This window comes from uncultured Microbulbifer sp., assembly GCF_947489355.1.
GTDB lineage: Bacteria > Pseudomonadota > Gammaproteobacteria > Pseudomonadales > Cellvibrionaceae > Microbulbifer.
Genome location: NZ_CANLDD010000024.1, coordinates 1 through 16,256, shown reverse-complemented (window position 1 = coordinate 16,256; position 16,256 = coordinate 1). Strand labels below are relative to the sequence as shown.

At 55.3% G+C, this 16,256-nt stretch carries 15 protein-coding genes; 4 read left to right on the top strand and 11 right to left on the bottom strand.

The window, feature by feature from the left end; genetic code table 11:
- Positions 1 to 227: 227 nt before the first annotated feature.
- From hemH to Q1A48_RS11380, 9 genes are all read right to left on the bottom strand, one after another.
- Positions 228 to 1,226, bottom strand: a complete 999-nt coding sequence (gene hemH / locus Q1A48_RS11420) for a ferrochelatase (RefSeq protein ID WP_299944827.1) — start codon at positions 1,224 to 1,226, stop codon at positions 228 to 230.
- A 169-nt stretch (positions 1,227 to 1,395) separates the two neighbouring features.
- A complete protein-coding gene (adk, locus tag Q1A48_RS11415; protein WP_299944824.1) occupies positions 1,396 to 2,049 on the bottom strand; it encodes an adenylate kinase in 654 nt (217 codons plus the stop codon).
- Between the two features lie 189 nt (positions 2,050 to 2,238).
- The gene (gene mazG / locus Q1A48_RS11410) at positions 2,239 to 3,069 is read right to left on the bottom strand and encodes a nucleoside triphosphate pyrophosphohydrolase (protein ID WP_299944822.1); all 831 of its coding nucleotides are present in this window, start codon (positions 3,067 to 3,069) and stop codon (positions 2,239 to 2,241) included.
- 12 nt (positions 3,070 to 3,081) lie between these two features.
- Positions 3,082 to 5,331, bottom strand: coding sequence for a GTP diphosphokinase (relA, locus tag Q1A48_RS11405; RefSeq protein WP_299944821.1), 2,250 nt, complete (start codon positions 5,329 to 5,331; stop codon positions 3,082 to 3,084).
- 453 nt (positions 5,332 to 5,784) lie between these two features.
- Positions 5,785 to 7,272, bottom strand: a complete 1,488-nt coding sequence (locus Q1A48_RS11400) for a HAMP domain-containing sensor histidine kinase (RefSeq protein WP_299944819.1) — start codon at positions 7,270 to 7,272, stop codon at positions 5,785 to 5,787.
- The gene (locus tag Q1A48_RS11395; protein WP_299944817.1) at positions 7,253 to 7,960 is read right to left on the bottom strand and encodes a response regulator transcription factor; all 708 of its coding nucleotides are present in this window, start codon (positions 7,958 to 7,960) and stop codon (positions 7,253 to 7,255) included. Before Q1A48_RS11395 ends, Q1A48_RS11400 begins: the two co-directional genes overlap by 20 nt.
- 98 nt (positions 7,961 to 8,058) lie before the next feature.
- The gene (locus tag Q1A48_RS11390; protein ID WP_299944815.1) at positions 8,059 to 8,811 is read right to left on the bottom strand and encodes a spondin domain-containing protein; all 753 of its coding nucleotides are present in this window, start codon (positions 8,809 to 8,811) and stop codon (positions 8,059 to 8,061) included.
- A gap of 22 nt (positions 8,812 to 8,833) precedes the next feature.
- Positions 8,834 to 9,535, bottom strand: a complete 702-nt coding sequence (locus Q1A48_RS11385) for a spondin domain-containing protein (protein ID WP_299944813.1) — start codon at positions 9,533 to 9,535, stop codon at positions 8,834 to 8,836.
- A gap of 269 nt (positions 9,536 to 9,804) precedes the next feature.
- On the bottom strand, positions 9,805 to 10,683 hold the full coding sequence (locus tag Q1A48_RS11380; protein ID WP_299944811.1) for an MBL fold metallo-hydrolase: 879 nt from the start codon (positions 10,681 to 10,683) through the stop codon (positions 9,805 to 9,807).
- A 97-nt stretch (positions 10,684 to 10,780) separates the two neighbouring features.
- On the opposite strand from Q1A48_RS11380, the gene Q1A48_RS11375 reads away from it, so the two are divergent.
- The 3 genes from Q1A48_RS11375 to Q1A48_RS11365 all read left to right on the top strand — a co-directional run bounded on the left by Q1A48_RS11375 (position 10,781) and on the right by Q1A48_RS11365 (position 13,762).
- Positions 10,781 to 11,110 (top strand): metalloregulator ArsR/SmtB family transcription factor, encoded by a 330-nt coding sequence (locus Q1A48_RS11375; RefSeq protein ID WP_299944810.1) that lies wholly within the window; start codon positions 10,781 to 10,783, stop codon positions 11,108 to 11,110.
- A gap of 331 nt (positions 11,111 to 11,441) precedes the next feature.
- On the top strand, positions 11,442 to 13,199 hold the full coding sequence (gene sulP, locus Q1A48_RS11370) for a sulfate permease (RefSeq protein ID WP_299944808.1): 1,758 nt from the start codon (positions 11,442 to 11,444) through the stop codon (positions 13,197 to 13,199).
- Between the two features lie 302 nt (positions 13,200 to 13,501).
- Positions 13,502 to 13,762, top strand: a complete 261-nt coding sequence (locus Q1A48_RS11365) for a DUF3081 family protein (RefSeq protein ID WP_299944806.1) — start codon at positions 13,502 to 13,504, stop codon at positions 13,760 to 13,762.
- A 17-nt stretch (positions 13,763 to 13,779) separates the two neighbouring features.
- On the opposite strand, the gene miaE is transcribed toward Q1A48_RS11365, so the two are convergent.
- The gene (gene miaE, locus Q1A48_RS11360; protein WP_299944804.1) at positions 13,780 to 14,394 is read right to left on the bottom strand and encodes a tRNA isopentenyl-2-thiomethyl-A-37 hydroxylase MiaE; all 615 of its coding nucleotides are present in this window, start codon (positions 14,392 to 14,394) and stop codon (positions 13,780 to 13,782) included.
- A 639-nt stretch (positions 14,395 to 15,033) separates the two neighbouring features.
- Between miaE and Q1A48_RS11355 the strand changes: the two genes are divergently transcribed.
- The gene (locus tag Q1A48_RS11355; protein ID WP_299944802.1) at positions 15,034 to 15,975 is read left to right on the top strand and encodes a DUF5996 family protein; all 942 of its coding nucleotides are present in this window, start codon (positions 15,034 to 15,036) and stop codon (positions 15,973 to 15,975) included.
- 175 nt (positions 15,976 to 16,150) lie between these two features.
- On the opposite strand, the gene Q1A48_RS11350 is transcribed toward Q1A48_RS11355, so the two are convergent.
- A partial coding sequence (locus Q1A48_RS11350) for an IS3 family transposase (protein WP_299944895.1) occupies positions 16,151 to 16,256 on the bottom strand: 106 nt, incomplete at its 5' end.

The following is a 16,256-nucleotide window of genomic DNA, read 5'->3' as shown; positions in this document are numbered from 1 at the left end:
GTGTGCCGGCAGCATTGCCTTTTTGCTATCGAATAAAAACTACAATGGGCTGTTTTTATTACTTACGCATAGCGCCGCACCGCCTATTTCGATACAACCATATCAAACTTAATAAAAATATCCGGTATTGCAAGTCAAAAAGCAAATAAATAAGTGCTTTTCGGGGAAAAAGTATATTTTCTTATCAAATTTCACCACAGCAGCTCTATTTGGAGCAGTGATGGATATTATTTTGGCCCCGGCAAGCGGTTCTCAACCACTGAAGCTAGCGCCTCAATATGATCCCTGCGCAGGTTCAACGCGGGAATATATCGGTATTCACTTCCCCCTGCGTCGAGAAAAATAGCGCGATTCTCTACCGAAATTTCTTCCAGGGTTTCCAGGCAATCCGCCGAGAACGCGGGACAGATCACGTCCACGGAAGCCACGCCGCGTGTCCCCCATGCCATAAGTGTTTTATCTGTATAGGGCTGCAACCATTCCGCTTTGCCAAAACGGGACTGGAAGCTGACCTGCCAGCGGTCTCCTGCAATTTGTAACTGCTCCGCCAACAAGCGCGCGGTCTCAAGGCAGTGCCGATAATAGGGATCGCCTTTCTCAGTATTGATCTTGGGAATACCGTGAAATGACAGCAGGAGTTTTTCAGCCGGCCCGCTCTTCTGCCAATGCTCGCGCACGGAATTGGCGAGGGCGTTGATATAGAGGGGATTTTGATAATAATCCCTGATCAGCGAAATATCTGGCATATCGCGGCTCTTAAGAAAAATCTGCGCCACTTGATCGTAAATAGCCGCTGTGGTCGTGGCTGAATATTGTGGATACAATGGGAAAACAATAAAGGATTCAATCCCTTTTTTGCACAATGACTCCACCACCTGGTGTAACCGTGGACCGCCGTAGGTCATAGCGCACTCAACCACAAGATTCCGCCCGTTACTGCGAAAATACTCCTGTAATAACTCGGCCTGTGTGCGTGTATAGTAGAGAAGCGGGGAACCTTCAACCCGAGCGCCATCCACACCACAGTTCCAGATACCCCTATAGGCGGGTGCGATTCGCTTGGGACGAAATGGCAAAACCAGGCAGTTCAATATTGTGAGCCAGAGTGGGCGGGGGATTTCAACAACACGGGGATCAGAGAGGAACTCCCGCAGAAATCGTCTCACTGCAGCAGCAGTCGGCTGTGCGGGCGTGCCCAGATTCATCAAGATTACTGCCGTGGACATAATTGGACCCGTCTGAACGGTAAATTTGTCAGGAAAACCCGCCAAAACTCTTAATGACTAAAGACATAATTACAAGGTATAGAAGTGCTGATAATCTGCCAAAGGCGCAGTGGAGAAATATAAAAAAGCCCCCGTGCGGGAGCTTTTTAGACAAAGCGTCACCGACAAATCAGCACAGTGCCTCGAGTAGCTTCCCGCGGATTTCCTGCATACTGCCAACCCCCGCGATTTTCGTGTATTTGGGGGCTGTTTCGGGGGAGCGCGCCACCAGCTCACGGTAGAAGCCGACCAAGGGAGCTGTTTGCTCATGATAGACTGCGAGGCGCTTGCGCACAGTCTCTTCGCTATCATCACTGCGCTGAATCAGTGCCTCACCAGTCACATCATCTGCGCCCTCATGCCGAGGCGGATTGTAAACAATATGATACACGCGGCCAGAGCCCTCGTGTATGCGCCGACCGGAAATGCGCTTGACGATTTCCTCATCGTCAAGTGCGATTTCTACAACGTGGTCGATAGGGATATCCGCATCCAGCAGGGCCTGGGCTTGGGGAATAGTACGCGGAAAACCATCGAACAGAAAACCGCCCTCACAGTCGGTCTCTGCGATGCGCGCTTTCACCAGGGCAATGATCAGATCGTCAGAGACCAGTTTGCCGGCCGCCATGATATCTTTCGCCTGTAGGCCGAGGGGTGTGGCAGCCTTCTCCGCTGCACGAAGCATATCGCCGGTGGAGATTTGCGGAATGTCGAACTTCTCTACGATAAATTGCGCCTGAGTGCCTTTGCCGGCTCCCGGTGGCCCCAAGAGAATAATTCGCATGTTCTGTAGCCTCCAAAACTGGCGACGCCCCAATAGCCGCCGCGCCAAAAGAGCGCTACCTTACACGCAGACCCAAAATTGAGCAAGATTGCTGCTTATACCATCCCATTCCCGTAAAATCACACAGCTCCGGTCAAGCGCGGGGCCCGGTGGCTTTCGATCAAACCCCCAACCCATTGAGGTTTTGCGTCAGGGATTGCGGGGTTCGGGCGCCTGCTCCGCTTTCGCCCGCTTCCAAAGCCGGTCGAGTTCCCGCAGGCTAGCATCCGCAAACCGACGCCCCTGGGTCTGTAGCGCTGCCTCCACAGCACCAAAGCGTCGCTCGAATTTGCGATTGCTGCGACGCAGTATCGCCTCCGGATCTAACTTCAGGTGACGCGCGGCATTCACACAGGAAAATACCAGATCACCCAGCTCTTCCTCCACGTGCCGTCGATCACCTAGCGCCACAGCTTCGCGCAGTTCGGCAATCTCCTCCTCGATTTTATCGAGCACACCCTGGATATCCGGCCAATCGAAACCGACTTGCGCAGCGCGTTTCTGTAATTTGGCCGCACGTGTCATCGCTGGCAGTCCCACCGCCACCCCGGCCAGGACTCCGGCTTCACCTTTGACATTGCGCTCGGCGGCCTTGATCGCCTCCCAGTTTCGCTTCACCTGCACCGCATCCACATCGCCAGCGTCGGCCTCACAGTCAAGGGTGCCATCGGGAAATACATGGGGGTGCCTGCGCACAAGTTTGCGCACCAGGGTATCGACAATGTGTGCAAAATCGAAACAGCCCTGCTCCCGGCCCAGTTGGGCATAAAAGATGACCTGAAACAGCAGATCGCCCAGCTCCTCGCGCAAATGCTCGTAGTCCGCGGCTTCGATGGCCTCGGCTACTTCATAGGCCTCTTCAATCGTACAGGGCGCTATGCTGGCAAATGTCTGTTTCAAATCCCAGGGGCAGCCGCTCCTGGGATTGCGCAGCCGGGACATCAGGTATAGCAGGTCTTCCAGCGAGTATTCGTCTTGCACTTGCCCCCCTCCTCAGTGCAGCATGCGCCGCTTTGCCGAAGCGACATTGGGCAGGCGGTTGATGCGGTGTAGCACGCGGCTCAATTCTTCAAAGTTGTGGATCTCTGCAGTGAGCACCATTTCCACGGTGTGTCTGTGCTTATTGGATCTGGTTTGCATGGTAGTGACATTGACCTTATAGCTATCCAGCATCACTGTGACATCGCGCAGCAGGCCATGGCGGTCGTAAGCCTCGATCACAATTTCCACCGCATAGAGTTCCTGCGGCTTCTCTGCCCAACTCACCTGTAACACCCGATCGGATTCCTCCGCCTGCATACGCAGCATATTGGCACAGTCTTTGCGATGAATAGAGACCCCCCGGCCGAGCGTGATATAACCCATAATGTCGTCACCCGGCAAGGGGTTGCAGCAGCGTGCAATATGGGTGAGCAGGTTGCCGACGCCATCGATATAGACGTCCGCCTTGCCCTCCCCCCTGGCAACCGGTGCCGTTAGCGAAGGCACCTGGTCCACATTTACCACCTTGACCATGCGCTGGGCGGCATTCAAAACCTGGCCAACACCAATATCTCCGGCACCCACAGCCGCATAGAGATCCTCCAGTGAAGACATATTCATCTTGGCCGCAAGTTTCTCAAAATCGAACTCTGCCAGCGCCAATTGCTTGAACTCGCTATCGAGAATGCCGCGTCCATCGGCAATATTCTGGTCCCGTGCCTGCTGCTTGAACCAGTGGATAATTTTGGCGCGCGCCCGCGAAGTTGTGATATAGCCCATGCCCGAAGACAGCCAGTCGCGGCTAGGGGCCTCCCGTTTGCTGGTGAGAATTTCCACTTGGTTGGCAGTACGCAATGCGTGATTGAGAGGCACTATACGCCCATCCACCTTGGCACCGCGGCAGCGATGACCGATTTCAGTGTGAATCTTGTAGGCGAAATCCAAAGGCGTGGCGCCGCTGGGTAAATCCACGACATGCCCATCCGGGGTAAATACGTAAATACGCGTATCAACATCACTGGTTCGCAAGTCATCCCGCAGCGGATTCCCACCCACTTCCTCGTGCCAGTCGAGGACCTGGCGCAGCCAGGAAATTTTCTGCTCATAGCTGTCCTGGCCGCCACTTTTCTTCAGATCGGTGCCCTTGTAACGCCAGTGTGCACAGACCCCATACTCGGCCTCCTCGTGCATGGCGAAGGTGCGGATCTGCACCTCCAGTACCTTGCGCTCGGGCCCGATCACCGCAGTGTGCAAAGAGCGATAGCCATTTTCCTTGGGGGAGGCGATGTAATCATCAAACTCGTTGGGTATGTTGCGCCATAAATTATGCACTATCCCCAACACCGCATAACAGTCCCGTACCGTAGGCACCAGTATCCGTACTGCACGAATATCGTATACCTGTGAGAAACCTATATTCTTGTGGCGCATCTTGCGCCAGATACTGTAAATATGCTTTGCCCGGCCGTAAACATCCCCCTCAATATCCGCACGCGCCAGCTCGCCACGGAGCAGGTCCAAGACCGCATCGATATATTTTTGCCGCGCCAGGCGCTTCTCATCCAACAGGTGGGCAATCTGTTGGTAATCTTCCGGTTCCAGATAGCGAAACGAAAGATCCTCCAGCTCCCACTTGATATGACCAATACCCAAACGGTGCGCAAGGGGGGCGTAAATATCGGCCACTTCCCTGGCCACGCGTGTGCGCTTAGCCTGCTCGGCATTCTTTGCCGCGCGAATCGCGCAGGTGCGCTCCGCAAGCTTGATTAATGCCACCCGCACATCATCCACCAGCGCCACCAACATGCGGCGGATATTCTCCGAATGCTCCTCTACAGCACCGCCTCTGCCCTCATCACCGGTACCCGCACTGCGGCTGCGGATCGCAGCCATACGCAAGACTCCGCGAATCAGCTTGGTCACTACCGGGCCAAATGCCTCTTCCGCCTGCCCGAGTTGCAGGCGTTTTTCCCGCACCGCTCGATACAGTACAGCGGCGACCAGTGCCTCGGAATCAATTTGCAGGTCGGCCAGTATCTCGGCCATTTCCAGCCCGGTGGCAAAACTACTGGCACCTTCCGCCCAGATGTTTTCCGCCACTATGGCCCGCTGCTCCGCCTCGGCACTCATCTCAGCAGCACGGCGCAGCGTCACAACCTGCGCGCCATCCAGCCCGGCCAGTTTCTGCATATGGCGCAGCCAGGACTCCAAATCGAGTTCGCACTCAACACCGTAGGAATGATGTTTTCTGACTTGAACCATGCCTTATCGGACCGTAACAGGGATTTTTAACGCAATTGGACTCATTTACCGGCCCAAAACGGGGCTTCTATCATAGGTTTGAAGCCGTCAAAGTCCAAGATCTTCTTTATATTTTTCAGGAAGCTGCGCGCAAATCAGAATATCCCTGTAGCGGTGCCGCCGGGGTGCGAAGGTATGCAGCAGCAGCGGAGCCCGCGGGCCCGGGCTATTTGGCTGCCCTGTTCCGGTCTCACAAAAACAGCCCCGGCTGATCCAAGGGCCTCAGGACATTTCCCTGCCGTTCGCATACCCTTCCGGATAGATTCAAGTATAGGTTTTGTGGGGGTACGGGAGGCCAAGCAGATCCCAGCAGGAGGGCCAGGTGTCACACCATACCTCTGTAGCATAAGAAAAATACCGGGATGCCCAGAGGCCGCAAACCGAAATACCAGAGCATGTCTAGTGCAATGAATCTCAACTACAGCGCAGTTGAAACTCAAAGGCGGTACCGTGATTTTCCCTGCTATGCACACTGATATCGACCTGGTGCAGTGCCAGCAGCCTTTTGGTGATTGCAAGCCCGAGCCCGCCCTGCCCGCCGCTGTCGGACACGCTGTTGGCAGCCCTGTAATGAGCCTCAAATATATGTGGCAGATCATCGGCGGGTATTCCGCTGCCGCTGTCCTTTACACTGACCAGTACTTGTTCACCGCGGGGCTGCAATTGCACAATGACCTCGTCACCAGCCTCGCAATGACGCAAGGCGTTTTCCATCAGGTTGGAGAAAACCCGTTCGAGTTTTTCAATATCACCGTGTACGACAATGGTTGAGTCTTGCGGGGTCACCTCCATTCGTACACAGTGCTGGCGGGCTTTTAGAGCAAATTTCTGCAGTACGTCCTGTACCAATTCCGCAAGCACGATTGCCTCGAAGTTCATCGGTACATCGGCACTCTCCAGACAGGCCAGTTCAAACAACTGCTCCACCAGCCGATTCACCTTTTTGCTATTGCGATAAGCCGTCTCCACATAGTACCGGCTATCGTCCGGGTGCAGTTCTTCGCGTTTGATCAGCCAGGTTTCCAGATATCCCCGCAAGGACGAAAGCGGTGTGCGCAGGTCGTGAGAGATGTGGGCCAACAGTTCGCGGCGCATTTCATCGACGGTTTTTATACGCAAGTACTGCTCCCGCAACGATGCAGACAGTGCATTGAAGGCACTGCCCAGGCGGTGAACCACATCGTTGGCATTGGCATCCCAGGGAGTTGGCGGCAGCTCCTGTTGCAGGCCAGCGGCACGAAAGCGCTGCATATCCCCAGTGAGTTGCCGCAGTGGGCGGGTGAGCAGGCCAAATACCCACAAAGAAGCGATCAAGCTAAGTATCAGGCCACCGAGGAAAACCACCACTACCCAACGCAGGATCTGGTTCTGCCACACCCCCTGCGCCACATCATCGAATATCTCACTGCCAATAATCACGTACATATAGCCTTTAAGCTGGCCATCCCGCTTCACTGGGGCCGCGGAAAAGACCTTGCGCCGCTCGCGGTCGCGGGGGTCCGCACCGTATATTGTGCGCTGAATTTCAGTGGGGCTGTCGAGAAAAGTGTGAATAGGCCCGACTTCAATATGCCGGCGCTTGATCTGGGCCGGATCGGCAGAATAGGCGAGCACTTCGCCCTGTGGGTCCAGCAGGTAGAATTCGAAGTTCGGGCCCAATACCATCAGGTTGTGAAACAGGTGATAAAGGCCCTCTTTATCCGGCTGGCCGTCGATTAATAATGGATGTTGATCGACCAGGTGGCGAGCCAGATCGCGGTGCAGGTTCTGCGCCACTTCATTTTGATGTGCGCTGACCACATAGCGCATCAACAGCAGAAACAGCACGCCCACAACCACAAAACTGCATAACAGCAGCAGTGCCAGGCGCCGAAAGAAAGCATCACGCAGAAATTGCATCATTGAACTTATAACCCACACCCCATACCGTCAGCACATACTCCGGTTGCGAAGGGTTACACTCCAGTTTGCTGCGCAGGCGATTGATATGGGAATTCACCGTGTGCTCGTAACCGCTGTGCTGGTAGCCCCAGACCGCGTCCAGAATCTGCGCTCGGCGAAATACCCTGCCCGGGTGGCTGGCAAGGTAGCAAAGCAGGTCGAACTCCCGCGCCGTCAGTTCCAGTGGGCGCAAATCCAGCGTTGCGAGCCGTTTAGTGCAGTCGATGTGCAGGCGACCACAGGTGATCACACAATCCTCGCGGTCTTTCGCCTGGGCGTTCAGTGCGGTACGACGCAACAGGGCCTTGACGCGTGCCTGCAGCTCCCGTACACCAAAGGGCTTGGGAAGGTAGTCATCGGCGCCCATTTCAAGCCCCAGCACCCGATCCAGTTCGGAGTTGCGCGCGGTAAGCATCAGAATTGGGAGGGCATTGCCGGCGTCCCGCAGGCGGCGGCAGATCTCCAGCCCATCCAGACCCGGCAGCATCACATCGAGCACCAACAGGTTGAATTTCTGGTTGAGGGCCCGCATCAGCCCCTGCTCCCCATTGTCACAGGAGGTGACCGAGTATCCCAGTGCCTCCAGATTCATGCGCAACAGGCGCAATATGTCGTGATCATCCTCTATTATCAAAATACGCATGTTCATAGCGGCCCACCGGGTCACAGTCGTCTTCCTGCCGCAGCCCCTCCTGTAAAGGGGATACGGCAGGTCCCGGACTGTTTGTCGCACCAACGCCGCAATTATTACTCGGTGCGAGTGATACTTAACAGCATGGCCGGCTGGTCAAAACGATGTGACTGGTCGAGAACCGACTCGGCGTATCCATCTGCCCGGCTGACAATGCCGGGATGACGTGCGACAAAGTTCATATCCTCCCGCTCAGCGTTAAAACCTTCGCCACCATCGGCGGGGCCGGGAATAGTGCCGGCCAATTCGCTGTTAAACTCGGTACCCGCATCGTATATCGGCGCCAACCGCTGCAGTGACTCACCCACCGCCAGAGTGGAAACATCGACTCGAGTGACCCCACTGAATGCATCATTGGTATTGACCAGCATGGTGGCGACCGTCAACAGTACGCCTTCCTCTTCGGCAAAGCTCAGAGAGAGGCTTTCTGTACCGCCGGGACCCAGCGGTGCTTCTGCACTTACAGAGGCGAAGCTGCCAGCATCCTCGAACGCCATAACAAATTCGCTGTTGTCACCGCCTTCAGCAAGCAGCTCAAGGCCGTTGCTGGAGGGTTGGCCGACAGTCCAACCGCGCAAAGTACCATCGTGGGCCACCACCGCCACCGGTGACAGGGGCTGGCCGTGGGTCAGGTTGGTAACCGTTACTTCAAACCCAACCGTGACGGGTTCAGGCTCAGGTGCAGGTGCAGGTGCAGGTGCAGGGTTGTCCGGTACATCGGCACGGTTGTTGTTATCGCTATCGCAGCCGGTCAGTAGGGCTGAAATGGTCAGTGATACTAGCAGAGCGCCCAATTTCAATCTTTTCATGGTGAATCCTCCCCTTGCCACCCTATTGGACAGTCACTACGACCTTAGCCACAGGGTTCAGCCAGCGGTGAACACGCGCGTCCAGATCACTGACACCGGCATCCGGATCGGTATCGCCGATATTGCCGCGGTGAATGTGTATTCGCTGGTTGACCTCTTCGATCGCAACACCGGTGCCACCGGCTTCACCGTTGCCACCGGGATTGGCGGGTATTCCCGCGACAAATGGCGCACCGCTACCTGCAACCACTCGCTCGTCGTTGGCTTCGGTACCGGCATCATAAGCGTTGAGGTACAGGGTATAGCTGCCGGGTTCCGTGGGGATTTCCCAGGCATCGAGCCCGACAAAGCCGTCATTGGTGGGCAGCAGCATGGCGGTTAGGGACAGAAATCCGTTGTTGCCGGTATCAAATGCCTCTATGTTGACACTGGTGCCAGGCCCCAACAGACCGGCGGCCGGGTTTTCCACATTGGTCGCCCCCACAGATTCAGCCGAGGCGACCAACCCACTGATATCTCCGCCCTCGGCCATCATTTGAAGTTCAAGAGTGGCGGCGGAGCCGATGTCAAACAGGTGAAATTCGCCCACATGGGCGGAAACCAGCAGCGGTGTAAAATAAATGCTGTGGGTAAGATTGGTGACTTCCACTGAAACCGTTTGTGCCTGAACGCCTGTCGCGGCAGCAGCCAACGTCAACGCGCCTAGAAATGGTTTTATTTTCATAGCTATCCCCAAAGTCTGTGGTTATACAAGTAAAAGACCGAAGAACCTTTTTCAGGCTAAAGGGGAAATATCCACTGGCGATCACCAAATCATCACGTTTCTATCACAAGGACTCTACTTGCCCCGCGACAAAGCCATGACCGACTTTCTGTACCGGAGCCTATCGGCATCGGGGCAAAGGCTTTCCTGTATTGTTAGCCCGTCACCACAACAGATTGCCGGAAGAACAGCAATCGGGCGGGAAGATACCGCGTCCCCGCGGCACAATCCTAGAGTTGATTGAGTGGCACCTTCAGATAGACAGTGCCATTGGATTCCGCCGGGGGGAGTTGCCCTGCGCGGATATTGACCTGTACCGAGGGGATAATCAGCTTTGGCATAGCCAGGTTCGCATCGCGCCTCTTGCGAATCTCGACAAACTCCGCCTCACTAATACCTTCGCGCAAATGGATATTGTCACGACGCTGGATACCCACTGTTGTTTCACACTGGTGGTCACGCTTGCCTTGGGGCGGGTAATCGTGGCACACAAACAGGCGGATTTCTTCCCCCAACCCCAGGATTTTTCGTGCAGAGTGGTACAGCTGGGAGGCATCACCACCGGGAAAATCACAGCGGGCACTCCCCACATCCGGCATAAACAGGGTATCGCCGACAAAAAGGGCATCACCGATCAACCACACCATATCCGCAGGCGTGTGCCCGGGGCTGTAAATCACCCGCGCTTCCAGCTCCCCTACTTGGAAAATATCACCATCTTTAAACAAGTGATCAAACTGGCTGCCATCGACCAAAAATCCCCGCTCCAGGTTAAACACTTCGCGAAAAATCTCTTGCACCTGGCGTATCTGCTCCCCGATGGCAATGCGCCCACCCAGTTGACCCTTGAGAAAGGGCGCCCCTGACAGATGGTCCGCGTGTGCATGGGTCTCCAACATCCACTCCAACGTAAGCCGCTTGCGCCGGATAAACGACACTATCTCCTCTGCACCCCAGCTACTGGTGCGTCCGGAAGCAGCGTCAAAGTTGAGTACGGCATCCACAACCGCAGCCGAACCCCCCTCCCGGTCGTACACCACATAGCTCCAGGTGTCCGTATCCCTGTCAAGAAACGGCTGCACCTGAGTGACCTGCTTTCTCTGTGGCATCACATAACCCCTACAATACATTGGCCCAGCAATATACAATCTGATAATATATAAAATAATATATTGTATTTGTGAAACCTGTCAGTAGCCGATCCCTATGCCCGATACCGGCAAACCCGATCTCAGAAAAATGCGCGAATCCGCTGGCCAGGCTACCGCCATGCTGCGCTCCCTGGCCAATCGGGATCGCCTGCTCCTGCTGTGCCAGCTCAGCCAGGAAGAACTCAACGTCAGCGAGCTTGAAAAGCAATTGGACATTCATCAACCCAGCCTCTCCCAGCAGCTGGGCGTATTGCGCCGCGAGGGCCTGGTGGCCACCCGGCGCGCGGGCAAACACATCTACTACCGGGTTGCAGCCCCCCGGGCTCTGTCCCTGCTGCAAACCCTCTACCACCTCTACTGTGCGGAATCCTCCAATGACGATTGAATTGGCGGCCTCAATACCCGTCACCGCCTTTTCCGGCAACATCCGGATCAGCTCTCCATGGTCTCTGAGGCAGCCATGTTGGTATTCAAACTGGCGGGCTTTGTCATCGTTTGCATTCTGCGCTATTCAGCGACCAGCTGAAAAGATCGAAATGATGAAACCCCCGCTTTACTGCGCTACTCACCGCTAAATACAGTTTCAATTAAGTCTCAAAACGAACATTCTGCGTTCGGTTTACCCAAGCAAGCCCGGTGCCCTCTCAATGGCGCCCGCCTGGCTTGCCGCTGCAGCGCACTACAATTAGGGGCCGCCAACGCCCAATGGATACAATATGCGGGTGCACCATCTGATTTCGCCCTGGCTTAAGCATTACCGGCCCGAATGGCTGGCAGGTGATGCCATTGCCGCGCTCATTGCCAGCATGATGCTTATACCCCAGGCGCTGGCCTATGCAGCCCTGGCAGGACTGCCACCGTATCTGGGGCTCTATGCGGGCCTATTGCCACTGGCCGGTTACGCCCTGTTTGGTTCAAGCTCAGTACTGTCAGTGGGCCCGGTGGCGGTGCTGGCCCTGATGACCGCCTCGGCCCTCAGCCCTATCGCCACACCGGGTAGTGCCGAATACATTAACGGTGCCATCCTCCTCGCCCTGCTGAGTGGTTTGATACTCCTTTTGATGGGGTTCCTCGGCCTCGGCAGTCTGTCCAATCTGTTGAGCCTGCCGGTTGTGGACGGCTTTATCTCCGGTGCAGCTATCCTGATTATTGTCGGTCAAATCGCTCCTTTGCTGGGAATAGAGAACAGTGGTGATACGGCCCTGGAAATACTGCTGAGCACCCTCAGCAACACTTCCGAAACGGACCCGCAAACCGCCATCCTCGGCTTCGCCGCCCTGCTGAGCCTGATCGGTGCACGCCTGGGCCTTCCCTTCGTATTGATAAAAATGGGGGTCGGCCCGCCCAGGGCAAAACTGCTGTCTCGCCTGGCTCCGATGCTGATTGTCCTGTTGGCAATTTTGTTCACCGCCCTATTCCATTGGGAAAAGGAGATACTCGTGGTCGGCGATATTCCGGCCGGCCTGCCAGAGCTGAAGATGCCAACTTTCAGCCTGAGCCTGCTGCACCAGTTGATGCTGCCGGCACTGATTATTGCCCTGCTCGGATTTGTGGAAAGTCTCTCCATCGCCCATGCTATCGCTTTGCGCCGGGGGGAAAAACTCAATGCCAGCGCCGAACTCCGGGGCCTGGGTGCGGCCAACCTGCTCAGCGCATTCTCAGGCGGCTTCGCAGTCACAGGCAGTTTCGCACGCACAGCCGTGAATGATGAGGCTGGAGCCAGATCTCCATTGAGTGGGGTGATCGCTGCCGTGCTGATTGCCCTGGTCCTGTTGTACGCGGCCCGGATATTCACGGAATTGCCGGTATGCGTGCTCGCCGCAACCATTATCGTAGCGGCCGCCAACCTGATAAACCTGCGTGCCATGGCCCTGCACTGGCACTACGACCGCACCGACGGCCTCGCCATGGCCGGCACCCTGCTGGGTGTTTTGCTGTTCGGTGTCGAAACCGGTATTGGGCTGGGCATTGGATTGTCCTTCGCGACCCTTATCTGGCGCACCAGCAGACCCCACATTGCTGTGGTCGGACGCGTACCGGGCAGCGAGCATTTTCGCAATGTTCTGCGGCACACAGTAAAAACCCAACCGGGTATCCTGTTTCTGCGCATTGATGAAAACCTGTTCTTCAGCAATATCAGCGCCGTTGAAGAACGCCTGCTGGTCGAGATCAAGCGCCACCGGAACCCCCACGACCTGGTACTTATTCTCTCTTCGGTAAATCGGATTGACAGCACTGCGATAGAGCGGTTACAGCAAATTAACCGGGACCTGAGGGAACACGACATACGCCTGCATCTGGCCGAAGTAAAGGGACCGGTGCTGGACCGCATGGGGCGCTCCAAACTGCTGCAGGAGCTGAGTGGACGGGTCTTTATGTCTTCCTATATTGCCGAGTTGGCTTTGCGCCGCCATCAGATCAAAGGTGACGACAGCAAATCCACGGAATCGCTGCCCCCTGCCAAACCCACCTGAGACCGGCGTAGCCCAAAACGGCGTCAAATACCCCCTTAAAGGAAACAAACCCGAAGAAAATCACCGAAAACTGCAAATCATCCGCTATCCGGAGCCTATTACTGCCACCTCACCATCTGCCCTCTTGTACGCAAGCCGGGGGTTACAGCAAACCTGAACACGGACAGGCACTAGAATAGTAAACTAAACACAAACCCACTGTTGAGCACTACCCGAATTCACTCTGCCAAAGCTTTCAGTTCAACCCAGGGGAAAAATTTCCAATATCCACCCATCCCGCTTCACCACACAGAGAGGCCGCTATGGAAGAGGCGCACAAAGTCGACGTCAAGCAGGCCCTGCGGGTATTCGACCGGGTCACCAGGGAGGGCCGCAAAGAGCGCGATGGCTGGCATTACCAAGGGCTGACAGTGAGCACCGATTTTGACGGCTATACGGCCTTTATCCATTCAAGCAAAGTGAAGCTCACGATCTTTTTTCATAACAAGTTCTCGGTGGATTATAAGAGCGGTAAAGACTTACAGGAATTTTTGAACCTTATTGACCGCCTGGATAAGGATTAAAGCCCTCAATAATTGAACTACTTCGGGACACCGCTGTGGAAGCGGAAAATGCTGTCACTGTGCTCTACCAGTTCCCGCTCCACTTGCAGCAACACCTGGACCCGTGGCGCCGCGCCCTCACCGGCAGTCTTCTCGGCTAGGTACAGATAGTCACGAAAGTGACGGGCCTCAGACCTCAAAAGAGAGAGATAGAACCCCTGTAGTTCTTCATCCAGAAAGGGCGCGATTCGGGCAAAACGTTCACAGGAGCGCGCTTCAATAATCGCGCCACAAATCAGGGTATCCACCAGTCGCCCCGGCTCAGTCGTACGCACCTCGGCGCGCAGGCTCGCCGCGTAACGAGACGCACTGAGATGGGAATAGGCGATGCCACGCTTCTCCATAATCGCCAGCACTTGCTCAAAGTGGCGTAATTCCTCGCGTGCCAGACGCGACATTTTGTTGAGCAGCTCGAAGTCATTGAGGTAACGAAACATCAGGTTCAGCGCTGTACCCGCCGCCTTCTTTTCACAGTTTGCATGGTCCACCAGCATCAATTCTGGCTCGGCGAGCGCTGCGTGAATCCAGGCCTCCGGAGTCGGGCACAGCAGAAACCCGTGAATGGCGGAAAGATCGGGGGTTTGACTATTCATAGGGGGTACTTCAATAGGAGAAAATCACTTGGCGCGGGATTATAGCGACCCTGGATAAAAAGGGCAGCTATACCAGCTGTTGGTACAGCAGCTTCTGTTAACCGGATTGATTTGAGAAGAACGGCATCCCCCTCCTTTGCCAGGCGGAAGAAGCCCGATACAGAGGTATGCGCCTGCCGGAGCGGATGCCCAAAGCTCCAATTGTCACAGCCTGCGCCAGAAAAAGGCGTATCGCTTCTACCAGACCCTAGTGGCATTGGCCGCTTTCATGGGTAAAGCGGTTGTCCCGGCGGCTCGGGAAATTCTTGACTGCCACTTTGCGAACTGACCAGGGCAACGGGTTGCACAAGTGTTCTGTGACCCCGATTACCGGGTAGTGCAACCCATATTTGCCCAGTTATACCTGTGCCGGCGCCCGCGACAGGACGACGAGTGCAGGCTCAGCACAAGAATGTCATCTTCAATATTGCTTGACTAACCAGCCAAAGCCCCACCCTGAACAAAGGGGTATACACTATTATTTCAAACCATTGCTCAAGTAGATCGCTACAGCGCGGCTCGGCAGCGACACACCCATACATTTAACAAAGTGTCGCACAGCATTGAGGCCGCTCGAAAAGGCAGGAGACCGTATTGACTATGGGCTTATCAAACCGATCCCAGACCGCCGACTGGCCAGAACTCCCCTTTAAAAACTGGTCGGATACAGCGGCGACACTCCATATGTGGACCCAAATAGTCGGAAAGATTCGACTCGCGCAAACCCCGTGGACAAACCATTCCTGGCATGTCCCCTTCTACGTAACAGCGCGCGGCCTCGGTACGTCGCTGATTCCCTATGATGGCAGGGCATTTGAAATCACCTTCGACCTGCTTGACCACCAACTTGTGATCCAGACAACCAATGGCGGCCAACAATCCCTAGCGCTGGAGTCGCGCTCTGTTTCCAGTTTTTATCAAGATATTCTCAAGGCACTCGCGACACTTGGCCTCGACATCCAGATCTTTACCACACCCAGCGAAGTAGCCGATGCAATTCCATTCGAAAAAGATAATAAGCACCATCATTATGATCGCGAATTTGCCACACGATTCTGGCGCGCTCTGGTGCAAATGGATCGCGTGTTCAAGGAATTTCGCTCCCGTTTTATTGGAAAATGCAGCCCTGTGCACTTTTTCTGGGGCAGCTTCGACCTGGCCGTGACACGCTTTTCGGGCAGAGAGGCGCCACCTCATCCGGGAGGCGTGCCACACCTTCCGGATTGGGTCGCCCGCGAGGCCTACTCTCACGAGGTGAGCAGTGCAGGATTCTGGCCAGGTGGCGGCAAGTTCGAGACCCCATCGTTTTACTCCTATGCCTATCCGGCACCGGATGGATTCTCTAAAGCGCAAGTGTCACCCGCAGAAGCCTACTACTCGGACAAGTTGGGCGAATTCATTCTCTCCTACGACGATGTGCGAACATCAGAATCGCCTGACGACAGGCTGCTAGAGTTCCTCCAAACTACCTATGAGGCGGCTGCCAATATCTCGGGCTGGGACCGCACAGCCCTGGAGCGTGAGCTTGTGCCAAGTCCTTGACATTACTGGTGTGTTGACCTGGATTGATTCAGCTAAGAGTGCACAAACTTCACCTAAGCGGCTTAAACGCCTTGTGTATCAGTATGGCGGTGCCCCGAAATCCGTATTATTAATGAAACAGTAGTGCTGCCCGTCAGCGACAGACTGATCTTGCCCACCAGCAACGGACACGCCATTAAGTAGCTTGCTGTGCCTCAAACGCTTCTGGGCTGAGGTAGCCGTTGGCGCTGTGAAGGCGGGTTCGATTGTAATCCACTTCTATGTATTCAAACACCGTTTCA